Below are 25,605 nucleotides of genomic sequence, written 5' to 3' on the forward strand. Positions count from 1 at the left end.
GTCGTTCACGAGAAGAGGTGGAGGCCGCTGGCGGCGATGATCTGGAGCATGACCTCGGAGGTGCCCGAGGCCAGCGTGTGCGCGGGGCTCTGGCGGTAGACCGCCTCCAGCCGCCCGAGGTCGGGCGCCTCGCCGTCCCAGGTGCTCAGCAGTCCGTCCAGGCCGACGACTTCGGAGCCGAGGCGGACCACTTCGTCGGAGTACTGGGTGATGAACCACTTGGCCGCGGCCGAGGCCACCGGGTCGGGCTCCCCCGCCACCTGCGCCAGCACCATGCTCCAGGCGAGCGCACGGCCCGCCCGGAGGTTCGCGTCGAGCTCCACCAGGCGCTGGGCGTAGGCCGGTTCGGTGATCCGCCCGGTGCGCCGGGCGTCCTCGACGACGGCGTCCAGCCAGCGGCGCAGCTTGGCCTGGAAGTCCATGCCGGTGCGCTCCAGCAGCAGCATGTCGTTGATGGGCTGCCAGCCCTCGTGGACCTGCCCGACGATGTGCTCGGCGGTCAGCCGCACGTCCTCGATGACGATCTCGTTGAACCGCTCGTCGCCCATGCTCCACACCGGGCTGATCACCACGCCGGGTGAGCGCAGCGGCAGCAGGAAGAGGGTGATCCCGTGGTACTTGACGGGGCCGTCGTCGGTCCGGGCGGCGCACAGGGCCCACTCGGCGAACTGCGACTTCTGGTTGAAGATCTTCCGCCCGGAGAGCCGCCAGCCGTCGCCGTCGCGGACGGCCCGGGTGCGCAGGGCCGCCAGGTCCGAGCCGCAGTGCGGTTCCGTGAACAGGACGGTGGCGATCTCCTCGCCGGCCGCCAGCCTCGGCAGGTGCCGGGCGCGCTGCTCGGGCGTTCCGACCTCGAGCAGGAACTGGCCGACGGTGTCGATGCTCAGCACCCGCTGGTCCTCGGGCAGCCCGTGCAGGACCATTTCCTCCAGCACGATGCCGGCCTCGACGGGTGAGAGGCCCTGACCGCCGTACTCCTTCGGCCAGGCGGGCGCGAGCCAGCCGCGCTCGCCGAGCATCCGGTAGACGTCGATCAGGCCGCTCTCCTCGCGCGGGGCGTGGTCCTGCAGGGCGTCGATCGCCTTGCGCACCTCGTCCGCGGCGAAGAAGTCCTGGACGGCGCGGCGAAAGGCCCGCTGCTCGTCCGTGAACCAGGTGTCGGCCAGGTCCTTCTCGCCCGGGTCCGCGTGGCCCGGGTCCTTCTCGTTCAGGTCCGTGCCGCTCATGCCGTGGCTCCCCGGTGTCCCGCGGTGGCCCGGTCGAGGATCTCCTGGAGCACGTCCGCGACGGTGCCCACGTGCGGCACGGCCACCATGGCGTAGTGGTCGCCGGGCACCTCCCGGTGGGTGAACCCGCCGGTGGTGCGGGACTCCCAGAAGCCGGCCCGCTCGTCGGCCCCGGGGGCCTCGGAGGTGAGCAGCACCAGCGGTACGTCGGTGGGCTCGGGCCGCCAGACGGCGCCGGCCCGGACGGTGGCGACGAAGGTCCGCATGCGTTCGGCCAGCTGCTCCGCGCCGGCCTCGGGGGCCAGCTCGGATACGGCGAGGGTACGTACGGCCACGGCGATCTGCTCCTCGTGGTCAAGGGAGTCGATGTCCAGGACGGGAGCGGTCGCCGGGTCGACGCCGCGCAGTCCGGCCAGGTCCGCCACGTACAGCGCGATGGTCTGCGCGGTGCTCGGCGGTTCGGTCAGGCCGGGCGGCACGTCGGTGTCCAGCAGGGCGACCAGCGCGACCTCGGCTCCTTGGAGCCGCAGCCTGCGGGCCGTCTCGAAGGCGACCGCGCCACCGGTGGACCAGCCTCCGAGGAGGTACGGGCCCTGCGGGCGCGCGGCCCGGATCGCGGCGGCGTGCGCCTCGGCGAGGGCGGCCACCGGGTCCTCGGTGGAACCCAGTTCGGGGGCCTCCAGGGCGTAGAGCGGCTGCTCGGGGTGGAGCGAGGCGGCGAGCGGGACGTAGGGGGCGACGGAGCCGCCACTGGGGTGGATGCAGAAGAACGGGGTCCGGTCCCCGCCGGCGGCGAGCACCACGGGCGCGGCGACGGCCGCCCCCGGCCGGACCGGGGCACCGGAGGTCTCCGGCACGGCGCGGCCGGCGTCCACCAGTGCGGACAGCTGCTCGATCGTGGCGTGCGTGAAGAGCTGCCGGAGCTGGACCTCGACGCCGAGCACCTCGTGGAGCCGGGCCAGCAGCTGGGTGGCCTGGAGCGAGTTGCCGCCCGTCATGAAGAAGTTGTCGTCGCGGGCGAAGTCCTTGCCCGGCAGCAGCCCGGCCCAGATTCCGGCGACGGCCCGTTCGGTGTCGGTGGCCGGTGCCTCCCGGTCCTTGCGGACCCGCTGCTCGGGCTCGGGCAGCCGCGCCCGGTCCAGCTTGCCGTTGGGCGTCAGTGGCAGGGCGTCCAGCATCACGAAGGCGCCGGGCAGCATGTACGGGGGCAGGTCCTCGGCCAGGTGTCCGCGCAGGGCGGCCGGCTCGGGCCGGGTCCCGGACTCGGGGACCACGTAGGCCACGAGCTGGGGCCCGCCGGGCAGCGAGGTCAGCACGACCACCGCGGCCTGCCGTACCCCGGGGTGCCGGCTCAGCACCTGCTCGATCTCGCTGGGCTCGATGCGCAGCCCGCGGATCTTGACCTGGGTGTCGGCGCGGCCGAAGAACTCCAGGTCGCCGTCGGAGCGGCGCAGCGCCAGGTCGCCCGTCCGGTACATGCGGCGGCCGCCGCCGGCGAACGGGTCGGGCAGGAAGCGGTCGGCGGTGGCGCCGGGCGAGCCGGCGTAGCCGCGGCTGAGCCCGAGGCCGCCGATCCACAGTTCGCCGGCCACGCCGAGCGGGACCGGCTCGCCGGTCCGGTCGAGCACGTAGGCGTACTGGTTGGGCAGCGGGCGGCCGATCGGCGGGCTCGCCGATCCGTTCTGCGGGCCGCACAGGTGGTCCACGGAGGCGACGGTGGTCTCGGTGGGGCCGTAGCCGTTGTGGAAGGCGCGCCGGCCGCCGTCGCGCCAGCGGTCGACGAGGTCGCCGGGGAAGGACTCCAGGCCGACGAACATCTTGCGGAAGTCGGGGAGTTCGGCGGGGTCGAGGACGCCGAGCACCGACGGCGGGATGTCCGCCGTGGTGACACCCTCCTCGCGCATCAGCGCGGTCAGGGCGGCCGGGTCGAGCAGGGTGCCGCGCGGGGCCGTCACGAGGGTGGCTCCGGAGGCGAAGGCGCTGTAGATCTCGAAGACGCTGACGTCGAAGGCCGGGTTGGCGAACTGGAGCATCCGGTCGTCGGTGCCGAGGCCGAACATCTCCACCGACGCGGTGGTGAAGTTGACGGCGCTGCGGTGCTCGACGAGGACGCCCTTCGGCTTGCCCGTCGACCCCGAGGTGAAGATCACGTACGCGAGGGAGCGCGGGTGCACGGCCACGTCGGGCCGGGTGTCCGGCCGGGCCGCGACGGCGTCCAGGAACTGCGGGTCCCGCCAGTCGAGCCGGGTGACCGACTCGGGCAGTACGTCGCCCAGGGCGCCCTCGGTGACGACGATGGTGGCGCCCGCCCGCTCCAGCATGTACGCGAGCCGGTTCGTCGGGTGGACCGGGTCGAGCGGCACGTACGCGCCGCCCGCCTTGAGGATGGCGAGCTGGGTGACCGGCAGGTCCGGGCCGCGCTCCAGCAGGATGCCGACCCGGGTCTCCGGCCCGACGCCGAGCGAACGCAGGTGGTGGGCCAGCCGGTTGGCTCGCCGGTCGAGCTCCGCGTAGCCGAGGCCGCTGCCGCGGAAGCGGACGGCGGGCTGCTCGGGGTGGCGGTCGGCGCTGCGCTCGAAGAGCTGGTGCAGGCCGAGTTCCGCCGTCCCGTACGCGGTGTCGGTGCGGTTCTCGCCGAGGACCAGCCGCTCGCGCTCGGCGGCGTCGAGCAGCGGGATCCGGCCGATGCGGATGCCCGGGTCGGCGACGACCGCTTCGAGGAGGCGTCCGTAGTGGCTGATCAGGCGGTCGATGCGGTCGCTGTCGAAGAGCTCGGTGGAGTACTCGATCCACACGTGGTAGCCCTCGCCGGGCACCTCGGTGAGCTGGAAGGCCAGGTCGAAGCGGGCGGTGCCGACGATCAGCGGGACCTGCTCGATGCGCAGGTCGCCCAGGTCGTCCCCGTCCGCGCTGGCGTTCTGCAGGGTGAAGGAGATCTGGAAGAGCGGGTTGCGGCCGGCCTCGCGCTCGGGCTGGAGGGCGTCCACCAGCTTGCCGAAGGGCACGTCCTGGTGCATCAGGCCGCCGACGACCGTCTCGTTCGTACGGGCCAGCAGCTCGCGGAACGTGGGGTCGCCGGAGGTGTCGGTGCGCAGGACCAGCGTATTGGCGAAGAAGCCGACCAGCGGCTCGATCTCCGGCTGGGTACGGCCGTTGACCACCGAGCCGACGACGATGTCGTCCTGCCCGGTGTAGCGGGTCAGCAGCGTCTGGAAGGCGGCGAGGGCCACGGTGAGCACGGTGACGCGCTCGGAGCGGGCCAGCTCCACCAGGGCGCGCTGGAGGTGCGCGGGCAGCCGGCTCTCGCGGACCGAGCCGGCGCCGGTGGGCTGCTTGGGCCGCGGCCGGTCGGTCGGGAAGTCGAGCACGGGCAGGTCGGCGAGGCGCTCGGTCCAGTAGCCGAGGCGGTCGCCGAAGGTGGACTCGGCGAGCTTGCGGCGCTGCCACACCGCGTAGTCGGCGAACTGGACGGGCAGCGGGGGCAGCGGGTCGGGCAGCCCGGCCGCCTCGGCGGCGTACCGGACCATCACCTCGCGGGTGACGATCGCGGTGGACCAGCCGTCGGTGGCGATGTGGTGGATGTTGAGGAGGAGCACGTGCTCCTCGTCGGCGAGCCGGAACAGCTCGGCGCGCAGCACCGGGCCGGCGGCCAGGTCGAAGGGCCGGCCCGCGCCTTCCGCGATGAGCTCGGTGACGTGCTTCTCGCGCTCGTCCTCGGGGAGTTCGCGCAGGTCGGTGCGGACGATCGCGACCGGTCCGGGCTCCTCCACGATCTGGTACGGCAGCCCGTCCGCGCTTCCGTACCGGGTGCGCAGGATCTCGTGCCGCTCGACGACCCCGCCGAGCGCACGGCCCAGCACCTCGGGGTCGAGCGGCCCGGTCAGCCGCAGGGCGAGCGGGGCGTTGTAGGCGGCGGAGCCGGGGCTCCACTGGTCGAGGAACCAGAGGCGCTGCTGGGCAGCGGCCAGCGGCAGGCTGCGGTCGCGGTCGGCCCGCTCGATGCGCTGCTCGGTCCTGCGGCTGTCCTGCAGCCGCTGCAACGCCTGGCGGGCCCCACCGGCCCCCGGGGCCCCGGCGCCGGGAAGGGCGCCGGGGGCGCGGGTGGCCCGACGGGGCACCCGCTTGAGGTCACTCATGGTCCGCTCCCCCTGCTTCGGATCCTGCAACGGATCCGGCCACGGACCCTGCACCGGATCCGTCCTCGGATCCCGTCCCGGCCTCCGGGTCGATGACGACCGCCGTCGACAGGCCGGTGAGGGCGCGTCGCACCGGGTCCTCGGCACGGCCGTCCGCGATCAGTACCTCGCGGACCCCGCCCTCCAGCGCCTCGCGGGCGGCGATGAGCTTCACGACCATGCCGCCGCCGACCCCGGGCGGGGTCCCCTCGGCGGGCAGCCCGTACCGGTCCAGCCGGCTCGACTCGTCGGACGGGTCCGCGAGTACGCCGGGGGCCGCGGTCAGGAACACCAGCCGGTCGGCGCCCAGGGCGACCGCGATGGCGGTGGCCGCGCGGTCCGCGTTGACGTTGACCGGACGGCCGTCCTCGGCGAGGGCCGGCGGCGAGACCACCGGTGTGATCCCGGCGTCGAGGAGCACCTTGAGGGCGGCAGGGTCGACCTCGTCGATCCGGCCGCTGTGGTCGTCGCGCACCAGCACGGTGCGGCCGTCCACCCGGGCCCGGATCGCGTTCTTGCGGCGGGCCCGCAGCAGGCCGGCGTCGATGCCCGTCAGACCGACCGCGGGCACGCCGTGCCCGGCCAGCTCGACCAGCAGGGCCGGCTTGACCTGCCCCGCCAGCGTCAGCGTCAGCACTTCGAGCGTCGCGTCATCGGTGTAGCGCGAGGTGACGCCGCTGCGCGAGGTGATGCTGCGCTGCGGCACCCCGAGCCGCCCCGCGAGCTGTTCCAGTTCGGCCGAGCCGCCGTGCACCAGCACGACCCGCCCGCCCGCCTTGACCAGCGCGGCGACATCGGCGCAGACCCGGGCCGGATCCACCCCGGCGGCGCCGCCGCACTTCACGACGGTCAGTCCGTCGGACCCTGCTGACGACACAGCTGTTCCCTTCTCTCGGTGCTCCACAGGCCGCTTTTAGACCGGGTGCAGGCCGGTGAACCCGAGACCGAGGGTCTCCGGACGGCCGAAGCGGATGTTCATGCTCTGCACTGCGTTGCCCGCCCCGCCCTTGACGAGGTTGTCCAGCGCGGCGATGAGGACCGCCGTGCCGTCGTCGGGGTCGGTGGCGAAACCGATGTCGCAGAAGTTGGAGCCGTTGAGGATCTTCGGCTCGGGCAGTCGGTACAGGCCGCGCTTCTGCGCGACGATCCGGACGAACGGCTCGTCGCCGTAGTAGCCGCGGTAGAGCTTGCGCAGCTCGCGCTCACCGAGCGAGACGCCGTCGGCGGCCTCCACCCGGATCAGCACCTGGACCCCGCGCACGGCCTCCACGCCGGTCGCGCTCATCCGCGCGGTCAGCCCGGTGCCCTGCGCGACCTCGGCCTCGTGACGGTGCCGCTGCGGCTTGAACACCCGCATGGCCCCGCTGCGTTCGGCGTGCAGGTTCATCGCGTCGGCGGTGATGCCGGAGCCGGACGAGCCGACCCGGCCGTCGATGGTCACGTCCTGGCGGATGAGCCCCTCGGCGGCCAGCGGGTAGAGGGCCAGCGTGGCCGCGTTCGCCATGCAGCCCGGCATGGAGATGCGGTCCGCGGTCTCCAGTTCCTTGCGGTAGCGCTCGGGCCAGCCGGTGACGAAGGTGTCGAGAAGGTCGGGCCGGGTGTGCTCGCCGTAGTAGCGGGCGTACACCTCCGGGTCCCGGAGCCGGTAGCCGCCGCTGAGGTCGATGATGACCTGTGCCTTGTCGGTGAGATTCGGCACGAGCTCCATCGCCACGGAGGGCGAGACGGCCGTGAAGAGAACGTCGCAGTCGGCGACGTCCTCGGGTGAGCAGAAGAGCAGATCGGTACTGCCGCGCAGGTTGGGGTGGGCGGTGTCCACCCGGCGGCCGGAAAGCCTGCTCGACACCGCGCTGACGATGTCCACTTCGGGGTGGCCGAGGAGCAGCCGCAGCAGCTCACCGCCGATGTACCCTGACGCGCCGTAGACGCCGGCACGGATCACAAGGGCCTCCAGGTCTGAATGACGGATGGATCGGTGGAACGGATGGGGCACGCCTGACCCCGGACACGCGTCCGGGGCACCGGCGTACGGGTCCTACTCGCCCCAGTCCTCTTCGACCTCCGGGGCCAGCGCGAGCAGCAGGGGCTCGGCGGTGATCACTTCGAGCTCGCTCAGGCAGCCGCCGCATTCGACGATCTCGCTCTGGCGCACACCGTCGGGAACGGTGACGGTGCCTTCACACTCCGGGCAGGTGGCAACCGCGGTGGCGGTGGTCATCCCAGTCCTCCTCGTATCGGACGGGCCGGGTCATCTCTCCGGCTCCGCCACGAGCGTCGGTGCTGGACGGGTCCCCGGGGTAGTCGGGGGAATCCCCTACAGCCCCGGCGACGCGGGGCGCCGGCCGGCGTAGGGATACCTCCCGACTGTCGGGGGACGGGGCGCGCTGCGAGCCTCGATAGCGGGCTCGATCCGAGATCCCGTAACCCATGCACCGGAGGGCTGAAACCGCCATGTCTGACGCCGAATTCGACGAAGAGGTCTTTCTGTTCCCCGCGTCGTTCGGGCAGGAGCGGTTGTGGTTGCTGGATTGCCTGGGTGCGGGTTCGGCGTATCACGTGGCGGGTGGTCTGCGGGTTTCGGGTTCGCTTGATGTGGGTGTGCTGGAGGCTGCGGTGGCGGGGGTGGTGGCTCGTCATGAGGCGCTGCGTACCCGGTTCGCGTGGGTGGACGGTGCGCTGCAGCAGGTGGTGACGGAGGCGGACGATCTGCCGGTGTCCGTGCCGGTGGTGGTGGTCGAGGGTCTGCTGGAGGAGTGGTTCGAGGGTGTGGTGGAGGAGCCCTTCGACCTGGCCGCGGGTCCGCTGGTGCGTGTGGTGGTGGGCCGGCTGGGTGAGGGTGAGTGGGCGGTCGGTCTGGTCGCGCACCACACGATCGTCGACGGCTGGTCGATGGGCCTGATCCTGCGGGAACTCGGCGCCCTCTACGGTGCCTTCACTGCGGGTGCCGATCCGGAGACGGTCCTGCCCGCTCTGGATCTGCAGTACGGGGACTTCGCGGTGTGGCAGCGCGAGGAACTCTCCGGCGATGCCCTCGAAGAGGGGCTCGCCTACTGGAAGGAGACGCTGGCGGGTGCTTCGGGTCTGGAGGTGCCGGCTGAGCGTCCCCGTACTGATTCGGCGTCCTCCTACCCGGCCGGACAGGTCCCGGTCGTGGTTCCGGCCGCTCTTGCGGGCCGGCTGAAGACGGTTGCGGAGACGGGCCGGGCGACGGTGTTCCAGGGTCTGCTGGCTTCGTTTGCGTCGGTGCTGGGGCGTTGGTCGGGTCAGTCGGATGTGGTGGTGGCGACGCCGGTGGCGGGTCGTTCACGGGCCGAGCTGGAGGATGTGGTCGGGTTCTTCGTGAACACGATCGCCCTGCGTCTGGACACTTCCGGCCGTGGTTCGTTCACGGACATGCTGGGCCGGGCCCGTGAGACGGTGCTGGGTGCGCTGGCGCATCAGGACGTGCCGTTCGAGAAGGTCGCGCAGGCCGCCGGGAGTGACCTGGTCCGGGTCCTGCTGGCTCTGGACAACACCCCGCGCGGCGGCTGGGAACTCCCCGGAGCGGTCGTTTCGGAGTTCCAGGCCGGTGGGGGGCGGGCCCAGTTCGAGATTGCTCTGCACCTGCGTGAGCGTGGCGACGGGTCTTTGGAGGGGCGTCTGGAATACGCGGCGGACCTTTTCGACGCGGACGGCATGGAACGCCTGGCGGGTGCCTGGCTGCGACTCCTGGAAGCAGCCGTCACCACCCCCGAAACGGTCCTGAACTCGCACCAGTTGTCGAGTCCGGCCGAGCAGGCCCTGATCGCGTCGTTCACGTCTCCGGATCCGGAGCCGGTGACGGGTCTGATGCACGAGGAGATCGCCCGGCAGGCCGCCGCGACCCCCGACGCCCTCGCCGTCACCGACGAGACCGGCGCGTCTCTCACCTACCGTGAGCTGGACGCTGCGGCGAACCGTCTCGCCAACCACCTGCAGACTGCGGGTATCGGTGTTGAGGACGTGGTGGGCGTCTGCCTGCACCGCTCCCTTGATCTCGTCGTCGCTCTGGTCGGTGTGCTGAAGGCCGGCGCCGCCTACCTCCCCCTGGATCCCGACTACCCGACCGGGCGCCTCACCGCGATGGCCACCGGCTCACGGGTCCCGCTGGTCCTCACCCACGACCTCGCCCAGGACGTTGCCTCGTCCCTCGAACTCCCGGCCGGCGCACGCCTGGTCAACCTCGACACCGACCGCACGGTTATCGACCAGGCGTCTGCCGAAGCCCCGCAGACCGGGGTGGGTCCCGACAATGCGGCCTACGTCCTCTACACGTCGGGTTCGACCGGTGCCCCCAAGGGCGCGGTCAACACGCATGCCGCGTTCGTCAACCGGATCGCCTGGACACAGAACGCCTACCAGCTCGACCACACCGACCGGGTCCTGTTCAAGACCCCCATCGGGTTCGACGTCTCAGGCTGGGAATGGACCTGGCCCCTGACCGCCGGCGCCACCATCCAGCTCGTCACCCCCGGCGGACACCGCGACCCCGCCCACCTCGCCCACCTCATCCAGAAGACCGGCACGACCGTCTGCCACTTCGTGCCCTCCATGCTCCGCTACTTCCTCGAACACCCCGACACCCCCGACGCCACCACCCTCACCGACGTCATCGTCTCCGGCGAAGAACTCACCCCCCACCTCGCCACCACCTTCCACACCACCCTCCCCCACACCCGCCTCCACAACCTCTACGGCCCCACCGAAGCCGCCATCGACGTCACCGCCCACACCGTCGACCCCCACCACACCACCACCCGCATCCCCATCGGCACCCCCATCACCGGCACCGAACTCCACGTCCTGGACACCCACCACCAGCCCGTCCCCATCGGCGTCACCGGACACCTCCACATCGGCGGCACCGCCCTCGCCCGCGGCTACCACCACCAGAGCGCACTCACCGCCGACCGCTTCACCCCCCACCCCACCCGACCCGGCCACCGCCTCTACGCCACCGGCGACCAAGCCCGCTGGACCACCCACGGCACCCTCGAATACCTCGGCCGCAACGACCACCAGATCAAAATCCGCGGCCAACGCATCGAACCCGCCGAAATCGACACCGCACTCCACACCCACCCCGACATCACCCACACCATCACCACCACCCACACCACCCCCGACGGCACCACCCACCTCGCCACCTACTACACCACCACCCCCCACACCACACCCCCCACACCCCAACAACTCCGCACCCACCTCCGCACCCACCTCCCCACCGCCATGATCCCCACCTACCTCACCCACCTCACCCACCTCCCCCAACTCCCCAACGGCAAGACCAACACCAAACAACTCCCCCCGCCCGAGGCGCTGTTGAGCGAACGCACGCCGGTCGCTCCACGTACTCCGGACGAGTTCGTGCTGGCCAAGCTCTGGTCCGAGGTGCTCGGGATCCAGGACGTCAGCGTCCAGGACGACTTCTACGACGTGGGCGGCGACTCTCTGCGGGCGGTCCAGGTGTTCCAGCTCCTCTCCGACGCCGGCTCCCCCGTCCCGCTCTCCGTACTGCTCGGCAATCACACGATCGAGCAGCTCGCCACCCAGCTCGGCAGTGGCACCGGCACCGGCACCGGCACCGGCAGCAGCCCCGCATCCGATGCCGATACCGATTCCGCCGAGGTCCGCGAGGTCCACGAGGCACTCGCCCCCTGAACCACCGCACACGTACCGATCCCGCCCGGACGTCCCGGGCAGCCGAATGGAGAACTTCGCATGACCACCGCACCAGTGAGCATCGAGACAGCGATCACCGAGGACCGCCTCCGGACTGCCGTCGCCGCCGGGCTCGAACTCTTCCTGAAGGGATTCACCGTCTTCCGCGCGGCGCAGAAGACCCACGACATCCCGCCGGCCGAGCTGGCCTCGTTCCAGGCGCTCTGGAACGACCTGGCCCCCGACGAGAACCTGAACGGCGGGACGTACCGCACCCGCCGCTACGGCCGGGTCCGCGCCCAGATCCTCGCCGACGGACCGGTGTTCACCGCTCTGCCGCACAGCACCTTCCAGCAGTCCGCCGAGCACATCCCGATCCACATGGGCAAGGCCCGTCACTTCGAGCCCATAAGCCAGGAGAACCTCTCCCACCCGGCACTGCTGACCCTGCTCACCGACGGGCTGGGGCTGATCGCGTCGAGCGACAGCCGCAAGGAATGGGAGATCGGACTGCACATGGTGCGGACGGTCGCCGACGAGAACCCCGGTCTGCCGACCCCCGAGGGCCGTCACCGCGACGGTCACGACTACGTGGGCATGCACCTGCTGGGCCGCCGCGACTGCGTCGGCGGCACGTCCATCGTCTACCGCGAGGGCCAGCCGGACACCACGCTGACCCTGCTGGAGCCGCTGGACGGAATGATGGTCGTCGACGCCGCGGTCATGCACGAGGTGACCCCGATCGCCGCGACCTCCGGCCTGGGCACGCGCGACATGCTGCTCGTGGACTACAACGCGATCGGCGACGAGATGCGGGAGTCCCGGCCGTGACGCTGCCGAGCTCCGCCCCGGCGCAGGACGGTACGGACCCCGTACCGCTGCTGCTGGAACTCGTACAGACCCCCTCCGTGTCGGGCGGTGAGGCGGCGGCCGCGCAGGCCCTGGTCGACTGGTTCCGCCGGTCCGGCTTCACCGCGTACGTCGACGGGGCCGGCAATGCCGTCGGGGAGATCGGCGGCCGCGCCGAGGACCCGGTGATCATGCTGCTGGGCCACATCGACACGGTCCCCGGCATCCTGCCCGTCGAGGTCCGCGGCGAGATCCTGCACGGCCGCGGCACCGTCGACGCGAAGGGCCCGCTGGCCGCCTTCGCCTGGGCCGCGGCCCGGGCGGCCGCCGCCGGGGTCCGCGCCCGGATCCTGGTGGTCGGGGCCGTGGACGAGGAGCGGGAGTCGGTCGGCGCGCTGCACCTGGTCGACCGGTACGCGCCGGACGCCCTGGTGATCGGTGAGCCGAGCGGGGTCGACGGGGTGGTGCTCGGCTACAAGGGCATCCTGCGGCTGCGGTACGAGGTGGAGCGGCCCGCCGCGCACACCAGCAGCCCGGAGGAGAAGGCCACCGAGGTCGCCACCGAGTTCTGGGACCTGCTCCGGGACCGGCTGACCGGCCACCGGCCGGACGCCTCGTTCTTCGAGCAGGCCCTGCCCGCCCTGGTGGGCATGGCCGGTGACATCGAGCGGGCCTCGCTCGACATCTCCGTGCGGCTGCCCCCGGACTTCGACACCGACGAGCTGCTGGGCTGGCTCGACGAGCAGGCGCGGGGCGGCCGGATCACGGTCGTCGAGCGCACCGCGGCGGTCCGCTCCCCGCGCACCGACCCGGTGGTGCGGGCGCTGACCACCGCGATCCGGGGCCGCGGGCTGCGGCCCGTGCCCAAGGTGAAGCTCGGTTCGTCCGACATGAACGTGGTCGTGCCGCAGTGGCGCTGCCCGGTCGCCGCGTACGGACCCGGCGACGCCCACCTCGACCACACCGACCACGAACACATCGATCTGCGTGACTACCGGCTCGCCATCGACGTCCTGACCGATGCCCTCGGGCTCCTCGCCGCATCACTCGGCGGGGTCACCGTGAGCGCCGGCGAGAAAACAGGGGCCCTCCAATGAACGAATCCCTCACGACCCGCACGCCCTTCCGTCCGGGCGACCCGGACGCGCCGCTCGCAGTGCTCTACTCCCGCATCCGCGTCGAGGAGCGCAAGCTCCTCGAGGAGCTCGACCGCCGCAACGTCCCGTACGACCTGATCGACTCCCGTACCGCGGTGTTCCGCCCGGACGGGCCGGGACTGCCCTACCGGGGCGCGCTGAGCCGGGAGATCTCCCACACCCGCAACGTGTACGCGACCCGGCTGCTGGAGCACGCGGGGCTGACCGTGGTCAACAGCCACGACATCATCTCCACCTGCGGCGACAAGCTGCTGACGACGCTGCGGCTGCTGCAGGCGGGCATCCCGACCCCGCGCGTGCTGGTCGGCCTGACCCCCGACGCGGCGCTGGACGCCCTCGAGGAGTTCGGCTACCCGGTCGTCGCCAAGCCGCTCACCGGTTCCTGGGGCCGGCTCGGCGCCCGCCTCAAGGAGCGCGAGACGGCGGAGGCGGTGCTGGAGCACAAGGCCGCCCTGACCGGTCCCCAGCACCAGATCACGTACATCCAGGACTACATCGACAAGCCGGGCCGGGACATCCGGGCGTACGTGTTCGGCCGCGAGGTGGTCGGCGCGATCTACAAGTACTCGGACCACTGGCGCACCAACACCGCGCGCGGCGGCAGGCCCGTGGTCTGCCCGGTCACCCCGGACCTGGAGAAGCTGCTGGTCGCGACGGCCGAGGCGATGGGCGAGGGAGTGCTCGCCGTGGACCTCCTGGAGGGCCCGGACGGCGAGGTGTTCGTCAACGAGATCAACCACACGCCCGAGTTCCACGGCGCGATCGACGTGCTCGGCACGGGCATGGTCGGCCGCTACGTGGACTACGTCCTGAACCGGCTGGCCGCCCGATGACGAACGAGACGAACGGGACCACCCCGATGAGCACGCACAGCACCCAGAGCACGCACACCACCGCCACCCGGGTCACCGCGATCGCGCTGGCCGGCCCCACCCCCTGCGACGGCCGCCTGCTGGACGTGCCGGCCGGACAGTACGACTGGCTGCGGCTGCTCGTCACCACCGACGGCGCGGAGCAGCAGGACGAGCTGGACGAGGAGGTGTGGCTCCACTACCGGGGCGGCGCCGACCCCGAGTGGCTGCGGACCACCGGCACCGGGGCCGACGGCCGCCGGACCGCCCGGATCCCCGTGACCCGCCGGGACGACCTGCTCGCCGTCCGGCTGCCCGTCCGGGCCGGGATCACCGTGCACGCCGCCGACCTCACCGCCGATACGGCACCTTCCGCACCGACCACCGACTTCCCGATCGGAGCATGACCTCCATGTCCAAGCTCGCCATGTTCGGCGGCACCCGCACGGTGACCGCCCAGGACGCGGACCCGTCACTGATCGCCTGGCCGGTGGTGACCGACGCGGAACGCGAGTCGGCGCTGCGGGTCTTCGACAGCGGCCAGTTCACCTCGAACAACACCAACGGCGAGGTCCAGCTCCTGGAGCGGGAGTGGGCCGAGTACGTGGGCGCCGCGCACTGCGCCGCCGTGTCCAACGGCACCGCCGCCATCGAGCTGGCCCTGGCCGCGGCCGGGATCGAGCCGGGCGCCGAGGTGCTGGTACCCGCGTTCACCTTCATCGCCAGCGCCATCGGCCCCGTCCAGCGCTCGCTGACCCCGGTGTTCGTGGACATCGACCCGGTCACCTTCTGCATGGACCCGGTGGCGGCCGAGGCCGCGATCACCCCGCGCACCAAGGCGATCGTGGTCGTGCACCTGCACGGTCTGCCGGCCGACATGACCGCCTTCCGGGCACTGGCCGCCCGCCACGGGCTGCTGCTGATCGAGGACGCCGCCCAGTCCCACGCGGCGACCTATCAGGGCGCCCGTACCGGCTCGCTCGGCGACATCGCCACCTTCAGCCTCAACGTGGTGAAGAACCTGCCGACCTGCGGCGAGGGCGGGCTGGTCACCACCAACTCCGCCGACCTGCACCGCGAGGTGGAGCTGCGCCGGCAGTTCGGCGAGAAGCTCCAGGGCGCCAGGGAGCGCGACTACCGCTCGCGGATGCTCGCCGGGAACGAGAAGCTCAGCGCCGTGCAGGCCGCGTTCGCCCGCGCCCAGCTGGCCCGCCTCGACGAGTACCACGAGGCGCGCACCCGCAACGTCGAGGCCTTCCTCGACCGGATCCGGCACCTGCCGGGCCTGCTGGTCCCGCACACCCCGGCCGACCGCACGCACGCCTGGCACATCCTGCGGCTGCGCTTCGACCCGGCCGCGATGGGCCACGCCGGGGTGGCACCGGGCGCGATGCGCTCGATCCTGCACCGCGCGCTGCGGGCCGAGGGCGTTCCCGCGCAGCCGTACCAGCTGGTGCCGCTGCCCGGCCAGCCCGCCTTCCGCGAACTGGGTTACCGGGCCGAGGACTTCCCGGTCACCTGCGAGGTGATCGAAGACTCGCTGACCCTGCAGCGCTGGCACCTCAACCCGGCCTCCGGTCCGGTGCTCCAGCGCATCGCGGACGGCTTCGAGAAGGTCTGGGGTCACCTGGACACGCTCGGTGCGGCCGCCGCCGGCCTGGACTACCGGCCCGTGTGGGCGACCGCGCAGAAGGCGGGGGTCTGACATGGCCACCGCCATCGGCACCCGGTCCACCGAGGAGCTGGCCGAGGTCGTCCGGGAGCAGATCCTGGAGATGGGCCTCAGCGAGCACGGTACGCACATCGGCGGCAGCCTCTCGGCGGCCGACGTGATGACACTGCTCTACAACGAGGTGCTGCGGCTGCGCCCGGAGGAGCCCGAGTGGGCCGACCGGGACCGCTTCATCCTCAGCAAGGGTCACGCCTCCGCCGCCCTGTATGCGGTGCTCGCGGCCCGCGGCTTCCTGCCCGTCGAGGAGCTCGCCCAGTACGGGGTCTCCGGTGGCCGGCTGGCCGGCCACCCGCTGCGCCGGCTGCCCGGTGTGGAGTTCCCCTCGGGTTCGCTGGGCCACGGCCTGTCGCTCGGTGTCGGCAGTGCCGTCGCCGCTCGCCGCCAGGGCCGCCCCAGCCGGGTCTTCGTCCTGATGGGCGACGGGGAGATCCAGGAGGGCTCGGTGTGGGAGGCCGCGATGTCGGCGGCCCACCTGCGGCTGGACAACCTGGTCGGGATCGTGGACCGCAACCGGCTCCAGATCACCGGGCACACGGAGGAGCGGATGGGCCTGGAGCCCCTCGCCGACAAGTGGCGCAGCTTCGGCTGGGACACCGTCGAGGTGGACGGGCACGACCTGGACGCCCTGCGCGCCGTGTTCGCCGCCCTGCCCGCCCCGTCGGGCCGGCCCACGATGGTGATCGCCGAGACGGTCAAGGGCAAGGGCGTCCCGCTGTTCGAGGACAAGAAGAAGTCTCATTCGGTGAAGCTCAGCCCGAATCTGCACCGGCGCGCGCTGGGCGGACTCCGGGCCCGTTCGAGGAGGAACCCGTGACCGTCGTCGAGGAAACAGCCCCGGCCGCCGTGTCCGCGTGGCAGGAGCGGTACGCGGCCGCCTGCCGCGACGTGTACCGGTCCACCCTGTTCGACCTGGCCAAGTCCGATGCCCGGATCTTCGCGGTGGACACGGACATGGGCGGGCTGGAGGACAGTTTCGAGCCCGAACTGCCCGCCCAGTACGTGAACGTGGGCATCGCCGAGGCGAACCTGATGGGCGTCTCGGCGGGACTCGCCGCCGACGGCCTGGTGCCGTTCGCGAACACCATCGCCTCGTTCGCGGCCACCCGGGCCTGCGAGCAGGTGAAGGTGGACATCGCGGGCAACAACCTGCCGGTGCGGATCGTGGGCACCCACGGCGGTTTCTCCGCCGGGCACTACGGGCCGACGCACCACTCGCTGGAGGACGTGGCGATCCTGCGCACCCTGCCCAACCTGACGGTGGTGGTGCCGGCCGACGCCGCGGAGACCGAGTACGCCATCCGTGCGATCGCCGACACCGAGGCCTTCCCCGGTCCGGTGTACGTGCGGCTGGGCCGCAGTGCCACGCCGCTGGTCCACCAGGGCCCGTACGAGTTCCGGATCGGCAAGGCGGACCTGCTGCGGCCGGGCGGCGACGTGACCATCGTGGCGACCGGCCCGCTGCCGGTGTCCGAGGCGCTGGCCGCGGCCGGACTCCTCGCGGAGCGCGGGATCGACGCCCGGGTGCTGAACATGCACACGGTCAAGCCGATCGACGAGGAGGCCGTACTGGCCGCCGCGCGCGAGACGGCCGGGCTGGTCACCGTCGAGGACTCGGTGCTGGTCGGCGGTCTCGGCTCGGCCGTCACCGAGCTGACCTCCGAGCGGTGGCCGTGCCGGGTGCGCCGGATCGGCGTCCCGGACGGCTTCCACGACGAGGTCGGCAGCGAGCGCGAGCTGCTGGTGCTGGCCGGGGTGACCGCGGAGCGGATCGCCGAGGCCGCCGAGGACGTGGTCGTGCGCAGTCGCTGACGTGACGTCAACGGCCTCCGTCCGCCCGCAGCGGGGCCCTCGGGAACGAGCGGCACAGCGCGAGGGCGGGCTCCACGAGGGTGCGGGGCATCAGGTAGGGCGCGATCTCGGCCGGTGTACGGCCGAAGGTCAGCAGGTCCCCGCGCACCGGGTCCACGTCGACGGAGTCGGCGTGACCGGCGAGCAGCTCGCGCCACCGGTCCGCCGCGGAACGGTCCACCCCGGTAGATGTCACCCAGGCGTCCGTGCCCAGGTGCAGGGTGGTCCCGCCGGCCCGCAGCGCGCGGTCCGCCAGCCCGGCGAACTCGTCCACGGCCCTGTCGCGGTGCGTCGTGAGCACCGCGGCGACCCGGCCGTCGCCGGTGGCGAACCAGTCCACCAGGGCGGTGCCCGCCGGCAGGGTACCGGTCGGGTACGGGTGGGCGGCGGGTTCGGGCGGCCCGTCGAGCAGCCGCTCCATCGTCACCTCCGACAGCGGCTTGTCGGGGTTGGGGAGGTAGCGCACGGTCCGGTAGCCGAGCCTCGCGTACACCGGCGGATTGCCCCGTTCGACCACCGCGTCGAGGACCACCCGGTCCGCGCCGGCGGCGGCGACATCCGTCTCCAGGGCTCGTACCAGGCGCCGGGCCAGACCCGTTCCGAGGGCTTCGGGGGACACGCCGAGCCGGCCGACCCCCCAGGTGGTGGGGCCCTTGGGAATCGCGCGGATGCTCCCGACCAGCCGGCCGTCCGCGTTGCGGGCGATCCACAGCCCGGCCCCGCCGGCCAGATCCGCCCGCACGTCCTCGGCGTTCTCGAAAGCGCCGTCCGGCCGCGGGAGTCCGGGCAGGGGATCCGCGTCGGCGAATGAGGCGCGGGTGACCTCCGCGATCCGTTCCGCGAGATCGATGGAGGCGGCCGCATCCGGGCCGAATCCCAAGAATTCAATTCCTATCGCACTGTCAAGGAGGTTCATATGCCGAACCTAATGGATGTCGCACAACCTCGGGTGAACCAAGTGACCTTCACCCCGGTGCCCCTGGACGGCCTTTTCAATGGAAAGGGCGTTTCCACGCCACGGCGCTGGCCGACGACCGGCGGCTTCAATGTGTGGGGCAATACCTTTCCGGCCGAGGGATTTCCCGGCACGGACGGTGAGACCTTCGTGGAGGGCGTCCCGTACCTGCTGCCCGGCAAAGGCGGCCCGGCTGCGGCCGGCACCGCGATGGACAACGTCCGCTGCCGCGGCCAGCTCCTCGACGTGCCTGCCGGCGAGCACCGGTGGATCCACGTCCTGGGCGCCGCCGAACGCCGCACGGAGGACGAGCTGCTCGTCCACTACGCCGACGGCGCGGTGCGCCGCCAGTGGCTCCGGATCTCCGATTTCTGGCCGGAAACCGACCAGAGGTTCGGGGAGTTGCTGGCCTTCCGGACCCGCTACCTGATGTACCCGCGGCACTCCCAGCACAACATGCCGCCGTCCGTGTGGGCGCAGCGCGTGCCGGTCACCGTGCCCGGCACCGTGACCGCCCTGGAGCTGCCGGACAACCCGGCCATGCACCTGTTCGCCATCACCCTGGAGACCCGAGAGACGGTGGAATCATGAGGGTCGAGCTGCCCAACATCGCGCACTGGCGCCACGACCTGGGCCACTGCCTGCACACCACCATGGGTGTGCTCCTGCAGCACCACGGCCTGGACCCGCTCCAGGTGCTCGGCGCCAACTGGGGCTTCTTCCACCGGCCCGGAGACGTCCGCCGCGAGGAGTACTACTTCCCGCTGCACCGGGACGGACTGCTGGAGAGCCTGGCCCCGCACCACCCGGTGTGGTCGCGCTGGCACTGGCCGAAGGACGCGGAGTCCGGCTGGCGGGAGGTCCGGGAGGCGGTCCTCGCCGGGAACGCGGTCGCGGCCGCGGCCGACAACTTCCACCTGCCGTTCCGCCCCGCCTACCGCGACGTGCACACCAACCACCTGCTCACGGTGTACGGCTTCGACGACGAGCGCGAGCTGGTGCTGATCTCCGACCCGGTGCCGCCCCGCTTCCAGGGCGCCATCCCGCTGGGCCAGTTCACCGACGCCCGCGACTCCGCCAACCCGGTGCTCCACAACCGCGACCTGTTCTTCACCGACAACCCGGTGGCCAACCGCTGGCTGGAGGTGGGCGTGAGCGGTGAGGTCCCGCCGCACGACCGGGACTTCGTACGGGGCGTCCTCGCGGCCAACGACGCCGGATTCGCGGCCGTCCACCCCGGCCCCGAGCTCTCCGGCCTGGCGGGCCAGCGGGTCTTCCTCGACGGGCTGGCCGACCGGCTCGGCGACGGCGACGCGTCCGTGATCGACGAGGCGTTCATCGCCACCGGCGCGGTCCTCGCGATGACCGGCGTGCACGGCGACTACCTGGCCGCCACGGCCCGCCAGTTCGACTCCCCGCAGCTGATGGAGGCCTCCCGCACGGTGGACCGCGTCGCCCACTCCTGGAGTGCGCTGCGCATCGACGTGGCGATGGCCCGCGACGAGCCGGCAAGCGCCGAGACCTCCGTACGCAACCGGTCCAAGCTGCTGCTGGCCGAGCAGGAGCTGGCCCTGGAGCGGCTGCGCGCCGCGGCCCGCGCCCTCTGAGCCCGGCGTCCGGCGCCCGCCCTCCTCCCCCGCATCCCTCTTCCATCTCCCTTCGAGAGGCCGAGATGAACGACGTAAAGATCCATTCGCTGCCCGCGCACCTGCGCGTGGCCTTCACGGAGGCGGTGGCCGACCGGGTCGCGGCCGGCGCCCGGGGCGACACGGTGCTCGGCCGCCCCGAGTGGGAGCTGCCCGAGCGGCTCGCCGACCAGCTGCGGGACTGGCTGGGCAGTCCCGACCCGGTCGACGGCTTCCGGGTGGTGCGCGGCCTGTTCGACGGTTTCGCCCAGCCCGGTCCGACGCCCGCGCACTGGGCGGAGACCGACCCCGACGACTCCGCGGCGCACGACGTGGCGCTGGCGCTGGCGGCCCGGCTGCTCGGCCGGGTCTTCGGCTGGACCGACCAGCAGGACGGCCGGGTGGTCCACAACATCCTGCCCAGCCGCGGCTACGAGCAGATGCAGGTCGGCGCGAGCAGCACTGTCCCGCTCACCTGGCACACCGAGGACGGGTTCCACCCCGAGCGCGCCGACCTGCTGCTGCTGGCCTGCATCCGCAACCCCGATGCCATCGGCACGCTGCTGGCCGGAATTCAACGCGCTCCGCTGTCGCCGGAGGCGATCGAGCAGCTGCGCCGGCCGCTGCTGGTGATCGAGCCGGACGACAGCTACGAGGACGAGGACGCGTCCCACGAGGAGCGGATCGGCATGGCCACCGTGTGGGACGGGGACCATGGCCTGGGCGTCCGCTACGACCCGAGCTACACCGTGACGCTGACCGACGACCCGGCCTTCTCCGCGGCCTATCAGCAGCTGGGCGCCGCTTTCGAGGAGTGCGGATTCATCGTCCCGCTGGAGCCGGGCGACCTGCTGATGGTCGACAACAACGCGGTGGTGCACGGGCGGATAGCTTTCCGGGCCCGCTACGACGGCACCGACCGCTGGCTCAAGCGGGTACTGGTCCGCGCGCAGGGGGTCCGGCCCGCTCGAGAACTGCTCGAGCACGGATACCACCAGCAGCAGACCGACCCGGAGAACCAGGTGGTCCCGGCCGGGGTCTGACCGGACTTTGTCAGATTGCGGCCCTGTTTCCCCTCGCATCTGACAAGGAATCACCCGCGCATTGGCTCTCGCGTCACCGTGTGGCTACGTTCGGCTCGCCGAATACCCATCAGACGCTCTGTGAATGGAGGGCCCATGGACGTGCAGCTGCCCGGACGTCGGGCCGATGCCGAGAGAACGGGAATGACGACCGAACCCCTCAAACAGCTGGCCGCCGAGGGCGTCTCCCTGTGGCTGGAGGGCGTCGGCCACCGCCGGTTGTCCTCCGGGGAACTGACCGGCCTCGTCACCTCGCACGGCGTCAGCGGTGTCAGCTGCGCCCCGCACGGGCCCTCCGGGCTGCTCGACCGCAGCGACTACCGGGCCAGGCTCGACGAGCTGTCCTCCTACGGAGCGGGCGTCGCGGAGGCGGCCCGCGCCCTGGCCGCCCGCGACGTGCGGACGGCGTGCGACACCCTGCTGCCGATGTGGGAGCGCAGCCGGGGCGCCGACGGGCAGGTGTGCGCGGCGATCGGCCACACCCGGGACGTACGGGGGGCACTGGCCGAGGCGCGTTCGCTGCACTGGACGGTGGACCGGCCGAACCTGCTGGTGCGGCTGCCCGCCGACCCGGTGGGGCTGGCCACGGCGAGCGACTGCCTGGCCGAGGGCATCGGGGTGGCCTTCGGGCCGGTGTACAGCGCCGAGAGCTACGAACTGGTCCTGGAGGCCTGGCTGCTGGGCCTGGAGCGGGCGGTGGCGGCGGGGCTCGCGCCCGGCCGGATCCCGGCCGCCGTGCAGGTGCCGGTCAGCGAGATCGACACGGCTGCGCGGGCCCTGCTGGGCGCGCATACCGGGCGGACCGCGGAGGCACTGCGCGGCCGGGTGGCCGTCGCGGTGGCCCGGCTGGTCTTCAGCGCGTACGAGCGCCGCCTCGACTCCCCGCGCTGGCGGGAGCTGGTCCGCGCCGGGGCCCGGCCGCACCGGCTGGTGTGGTCCTTCGACGGGGAGGCGGCGGACCGTCTCTCGGGCGGTCTGGTGGCCGAGGGGACCGTGCAGTCGCTGACCGCCGAGGGGCTGCGGACCCTGTCGGCGACGGTGGTCCTGATGGAGGGCGACACCCTCTCGGGCCGTGTGCACAGCGCGCGGGAGGACCTGAGGCTGCTGGCCGATCTGGGCGTGGACTGGGAGCAGCGGGCCAAGGAGCTGGGCACCGAGTCCCCGCACCGCCAGTACGGCGCCTGGCGCGAGCTGGTGGACGCGGTGGGCGCGGCCATGGAACAGCAGACCGGCCGGTGACCCCTGGGGGGCACCGGCCGGATCCTGCGGGGACGGGGGTCAGCCCGTAAGCGCTGCGAAGGTGCGCTCTCGGCCCGGGAAGCCGCTGTCCGAGAGGCCGAGCAGCGGAGCGGACTTGACCGCGGTCTCCTCGAACTCCGCCTCCGGGCCGGACAGGGCCACGATGGCCCCGCCGATCCCGTAGCGGACCCGGCCCGGGGTCATCACCAGGGTGCGGATGACGATGCTCAGGTCGGCCTCGCCGGAGAGCGAGAAGTACCCGATGGCGCCGGCGTACACCCCGCGCGGGCCCGCTTCGAGCTTGTCGATGAGCTGCATGGTGCGCCGCTTGGGAGCGCCGGTCATCGAGCCGCCGGGGAAGGCGGCGCGGACGCAGTCCACGGCGGTGAGTTCGGGCCGCAGCCGGGCCCGGACGGTGCTGACGAGCTGGTGGACCGTCGCGTACGTCTCCACGCGGAAGATGTCGTCGGCTTCGACGGAGCCGGTGCGGGCACAGCGGCCCAGGTCGTTGCGGACCAGGTCGACGATCATCAGGTTCTCGCTGCGGTCCTTCTCGCAGCCGGCCAGCTCGCGGCGGATCTCCGCGTCCTCCGCGGGGGTTGCCCCGCGCGGCCGGGTGCCCTTGATGGGCCGCGATTCGGCGTATCCCTCGCCGTCCACCCGGAGGAACCGCTCGGGCGAGGTGCTGAGGACCGAGACGTCCCCGAACCGGAGCAGCGCGCCGAAGGGCGCGGGGTGGCTGCGGCGCAACTGCCGGTACGTCTGCCAGGGATCGGGCGAGCCGTCCGCCTCGGCCATGTTGGTCAGGCAGACCTCATAGGTCTCACCGGCCGCGATCTCCTGCTGGCACTCGTCGATGAGCGAGAGGTAGCTGTCCCGGTCGTGCCGCAGCCGCAGTCCGGTGAGCGGCTGCTGCGGCAGCGGCTCGGGCAGGGAGCGGCCGGCGGTGGCGCGCAGCCGGTCGGCGGTGGTGCGCAGCCAGTCGCGGGCGGTGCCCTCGTCGCCCTCCGGGGCGAGGGCGAGCAGGTAGGTGGTGCCGGTGTGGTGGTCGAGGACCACGGCCCGGTCGGCGAAGACCATGACCGCGTCGGGCTGTTCGGACCGGTGGGCCTGGTCGCCGCCGCACTGGGCCTTGAGCTCGTAGCCGAGGTAGCCGACCCAGCCGAGGGCGAAGCCGAAGGGCAGTTCGGGGACCTGGACGTCGAGGGACTTCAGGTCGCGGGCGATCCAGTCGAGGAAGTGCTCGGCCACGATCTGGCCGGTGGCGCCGGCCTCGCCGGTCACGGTGACGGTGCCGCTGGCCACGTCCCCGGTCGCGACCCGGGCCATCGGGCCCTTGTCGTCGCCCATGAAGGAGAACCGGCCGGCGCTGTCGGTGCGGCTGCTGTCGAGCCAGAAGGCGTGGGCGCTGCCCTGGAACAGCTCCTCGAAGGCCGCCTCGTCGTCCCAGCGGGTGGTGAGGAAGTCGGCGAGGACCCGCAGCCGGGTGCGCGGGGCCTGCGGTCCGGCGGGGAGGGCGGCCGCAGCGGTGACGGCTGCAGCAGCGGCGACGGGAGCGGTGGGACGCGGCAGCGCGGGGCGGGCCGCCCGGCGGGAGGCGGTCCGGCCGCGCCCCTCGTGGTGCTCGGCGACCAGGCGCCGGAAGTTGCGGACGAGCTCGTGCCCGTACGTGGTGGAGATGGACTCGGGGTGGAACTGCACGCCCCAGCGCGGCAGCTCGCGGTGGCGCAGCGCCATCACCACGCCGTCGTCGCTCCAGGCGGTCGCCTCCAGCTCGTCGGGCAGGTCGGTGACGGCGAGCGAGTGGTAGCGCACCACCTCGAACGGGGAGGGCAGACCGGCGAAGAGGCCGGTGCCGTCGTGCAGTACGGGCGAGGTCCGGCCGTGCCGGGGCTCGGCCGCCCGGACCACCCGTCCGCCGTGGGCGTGGGCGAGCCCCTGGTGCCCCAGGCAGATGCCGAGGAGCGGCAGGTCCCCGTGGTCCAGGATGTCCCGGCAGATCCCGAAGTCCGCCCGGCGCTCCGGCGTCCCGGGCCCCGGCGAGAGCACCACGGCGTCGAACCCGTCGAGCAGGTCCGGGCTCCAGCGCGTCTCGTCGTTGCGGACCACGACGGGCTCGTGGCCCGTCACCTCCGCGATCTGGTGGAAGAGGTTGTAGGTGAAGGAGTCGTAGTTGTCGACGAGCAGGGTGCGCACGGGGACCTCGCTGGGGCAGAGGGAGCTGAGGGGTGGGAGGCGGCTCAGACGGCCGGGACGATCTCCAGCAGCAGGTGGTCGACGGGGTGCGCGCCTTCCTGCACGACGGTGGAGCTCAGGGTGCGCAGCTCGCGGCCGGTCTCGGCGGCCAGGGCGTGCAGGGCGCGGAGGTCGCCGCGCGAGCTGAAGTGCAGCAGCGCCGAGCCGCCGGGGGTCAGCCGGTCCGGGACCTCGGCCAGGAAGCGGCGGTGGGCGGCGTATCCGGGGTCGACGTACGCCATGTCGTGGACCGAGCCGTAGACGTGCCCGGCCGGGGCGAGCACGTAGTTGGAACTCCAGAAGACGAGGTCGAAGCGCTCGGCGGGGTCGAGGGAGTCGAAGAGGTCGCTGTGGACCGCCTCGACCCGGTCGGCCAGTCCGTGGCGCTGGGCGTTGAGCCGGGCGTTGGCCACGGCCTGGGGGTTGATGTCGGAGGCGACCACCCGCTCGCAGCCGGCCAGCGCCCCGGTGATCGCGATCACGCCGGTGCCGCAGCCGATCTCCAGCATGGAGCCGCGGCGGGGGGTGGTCCACTCCTCGGTCCAGCCGAGGAAGTCCAGGGCGATGCCGGTGCTGGGCGAGTAGGTCGGGCAGAACACGTCGTCGAGCAGATTCCACTTACGGCCGCGCAGGTCGAACTCGCGGGGCCGGTCGGCCCGGGTGCGGGACTGGGCGCTCCGGGCCAGCGAGCGCTCGTAGTCGCGTACTTCGGCAGCCGGATCCGCGCTCTGCGCCGGCATTCCGGCGGGCAGCGGCGCGATGACGGATGCGGAGATCGGCTGGGACGAGGCGCTCTGAACCCGGGTCTGCTGCATGACGTAATTTCCCCCTTGTGGCATTCCTGCGTGAGATTCACGACTGGCCCCCGCCGGGGGACCGGATGCCCGAAGTCTGGTTCGCAGACGCCTGCTTACGGAAGGTGAGCCCTCAACACACCCGGTGCCCATAAGTG

The 25,605-nt window shown here is 72.4% G+C and carries 20 protein-coding genes; 12 read left to right on the top strand and 8 right to left on the bottom strand.

Annotated elements, in window-relative coordinates:
* Positions 1-5: 5 nt before the first annotated feature.
* The 5 genes from OG444_RS14300 to OG444_RS14320 form a co-directional block, all read right to left on the bottom strand.
* Positions 6-1,226 carry an acyl-CoA dehydrogenase family protein gene (locus OG444_RS14300; RefSeq protein ID WP_327262538.1) on the bottom strand — a complete coding sequence of 407 codons (1,221 nt, stop codon included), beginning with the start codon at positions 1,224-1,226 and terminating at the stop codon, positions 6-8.
* Positions 1,223-5,362 (bottom strand): non-ribosomal peptide synthetase, encoded by a 4,140-nt coding sequence (locus tag OG444_RS14305; protein WP_327262539.1) that lies wholly within the window; start codon positions 5,360-5,362, stop codon positions 1,223-1,225. The genes OG444_RS14300 and OG444_RS14305 overlap by 4 nt, the downstream gene beginning before the upstream one ends.
* Positions 5,355-6,278: a [LysW]-aminoadipate kinase gene (locus OG444_RS14310; protein ID WP_327262540.1), complete on the bottom strand. Its 924-nt coding sequence runs from the start codon at positions 6,276-6,278 to the stop codon at positions 5,355-5,357. The genes OG444_RS14305 and OG444_RS14310 overlap by 8 nt, the downstream gene beginning before the upstream one ends.
* A gap of 36 nt (positions 6,279-6,314) precedes the next feature.
* Positions 6,315-7,343, bottom strand: a complete 1,029-nt coding sequence (argC, locus tag OG444_RS14315; protein WP_327262541.1) for an N-acetyl-gamma-glutamyl-phosphate reductase — start codon at positions 7,341-7,343, stop codon at positions 6,315-6,317.
* A 93-nt stretch (positions 7,344-7,436) separates the two neighbouring features.
* Positions 7,437-7,619: a lysine biosynthesis protein LysW gene (locus OG444_RS14320; protein ID WP_327262542.1), complete on the bottom strand. Its 183-nt coding sequence runs from the start codon at positions 7,617-7,619 to the stop codon at positions 7,437-7,439.
* Between the two features lie 233 nt (positions 7,620-7,852).
* Between OG444_RS14320 and OG444_RS14325 the strand changes: the two genes are divergently transcribed.
* Genes OG444_RS14325 through OG444_RS14360 form a run of 8 tightly spaced genes read left to right on the top strand, consistent with a single transcriptional unit; the run spans position 7,853 to position 17,478 of the window.
* Positions 7,853-11,080, top strand: coding sequence for a non-ribosomal peptide synthetase (locus OG444_RS14325; protein WP_327262543.1), 3,228 nt, complete (start codon positions 7,853-7,855; stop codon positions 11,078-11,080).
* Positions 11,081-11,140: 60 nt separating this feature from the next.
* Positions 11,141-11,911: a 2OG-Fe dioxygenase family protein gene (locus tag OG444_RS14330; RefSeq protein ID WP_327262544.1), complete on the top strand. Its 771-nt coding sequence runs from the start codon at positions 11,141-11,143 to the stop codon at positions 11,909-11,911.
* The gene (locus OG444_RS14335; RefSeq protein WP_327262545.1) at positions 11,908-13,026 is read left to right on the top strand and encodes a [LysW]-lysine hydrolase; all 1,119 of its coding nucleotides are present in this window, start codon (positions 11,908-11,910) and stop codon (positions 13,024-13,026) included. The genes OG444_RS14330 and OG444_RS14335 overlap by 4 nt, the downstream gene beginning before the upstream one ends.
* Complete coding sequence (lysX, locus tag OG444_RS14340; RefSeq protein ID WP_327262546.1) at positions 13,023-13,919, top strand: lysine biosynthesis protein LysX; 897 nt, start codon at positions 13,023-13,025, stop codon at positions 13,917-13,919. Before OG444_RS14335 ends, lysX begins: the two co-directional genes overlap by 4 nt.
* Positions 13,920-13,945: 26 nt before the next feature.
* Positions 13,946-14,344, top strand: coding sequence for a hypothetical protein (locus OG444_RS14345; RefSeq protein ID WP_327262547.1), 399 nt, complete (start codon positions 13,946-13,948; stop codon positions 14,342-14,344).
* Positions 14,345-14,349: 5 nt separating this feature from the next.
* Positions 14,350-15,642, top strand: coding sequence for a DegT/DnrJ/EryC1/StrS family aminotransferase (locus OG444_RS14350; RefSeq protein WP_327262548.1), 1,293 nt, complete (start codon positions 14,350-14,352; stop codon positions 15,640-15,642).
* Position 15,643: 1 nt separating this feature from the next.
* Positions 15,644-16,483, top strand: a complete 840-nt coding sequence (locus tag OG444_RS14355) for a transketolase (RefSeq protein WP_327262549.1) — start codon at positions 15,644-15,646, stop codon at positions 16,481-16,483.
* Complete coding sequence (locus OG444_RS14360; RefSeq protein WP_327262550.1) at positions 16,480-17,478, top strand: transketolase family protein; 999 nt, start codon at positions 16,480-16,482, stop codon at positions 17,476-17,478. The genes OG444_RS14355 and OG444_RS14360 overlap by 4 nt, the downstream gene beginning before the upstream one ends.
* 7 nt (positions 17,479-17,485) lie before the next feature.
* On the opposite strand, the gene OG444_RS14365 is transcribed toward OG444_RS14360, so the two are convergent.
* Positions 17,486-18,397: a GNAT family N-acetyltransferase gene (locus OG444_RS14365; RefSeq protein ID WP_327262551.1), complete on the bottom strand. Its 912-nt coding sequence runs from the start codon at positions 18,395-18,397 to the stop codon at positions 17,486-17,488.
* Between the two features lie 78 nt (positions 18,398-18,475).
* On the opposite strand from OG444_RS14365, the gene OG444_RS14370 reads away from it, so the two are divergent.
* The 4 genes from OG444_RS14370 (at position 18,476) to OG444_RS14385 (ending at position 22,418) form a co-directional block, all read left to right on the top strand.
* Positions 18,476-19,063: a hypothetical protein gene (locus OG444_RS14370; RefSeq protein ID WP_327262552.1), complete on the top strand. Its 588-nt coding sequence runs from the start codon at positions 18,476-18,478 to the stop codon at positions 19,061-19,063.
* Positions 19,060-20,079 (top strand): BtrH N-terminal domain-containing protein, encoded by a 1,020-nt coding sequence (locus tag OG444_RS14375; protein ID WP_327262553.1) that lies wholly within the window; start codon positions 19,060-19,062, stop codon positions 20,077-20,079. The genes OG444_RS14370 and OG444_RS14375 overlap by 4 nt, the downstream gene beginning before the upstream one ends.
* Before the next feature lie 65 nt (positions 20,080-20,144).
* Entirely contained in the window at positions 20,145-21,140 is a 996-nt protein-coding gene (locus OG444_RS14380) for a TauD/TfdA family dioxygenase (RefSeq protein WP_327262554.1), read from the top strand.
* Between the two features lie 183 nt (positions 21,141-21,323).
* The gene (locus OG444_RS14385) at positions 21,324-22,418 is read left to right on the top strand and encodes a transaldolase family protein (protein WP_327262555.1); all 1,095 of its coding nucleotides are present in this window, start codon (positions 21,324-21,326) and stop codon (positions 22,416-22,418) included.
* Between the two features lie 39 nt (positions 22,419-22,457).
* Here the strand turns inward: OG444_RS14385 and pabB are convergent, their stop codons facing one another.
* Both pabB and OG444_RS14395 read right to left on the bottom strand, forming a co-directional pair.
* Entirely contained in the window at positions 22,458-24,614 is a 2,157-nt protein-coding gene (gene pabB / locus OG444_RS14390; RefSeq protein WP_327262556.1) for an aminodeoxychorismate synthase component I, read from the bottom strand.
* Positions 24,615-24,658: 44 nt separating this feature from the next.
* A complete protein-coding gene (locus tag OG444_RS14395) occupies positions 24,659-25,468 on the bottom strand; it encodes a class I SAM-dependent methyltransferase (RefSeq protein ID WP_327262557.1) in 810 nt (269 codons plus the stop codon).
* Positions 25,469-25,605 lie beyond the last annotated feature (137 nt).

It is taken from the genome of Streptomyces sp. NBC_01232, from assembly GCF_035989885.1.
In the GTDB taxonomy this organism is placed as follows: domain Bacteria; phylum Actinomycetota; class Actinomycetes; order Streptomycetales; family Streptomycetaceae; genus Streptomyces.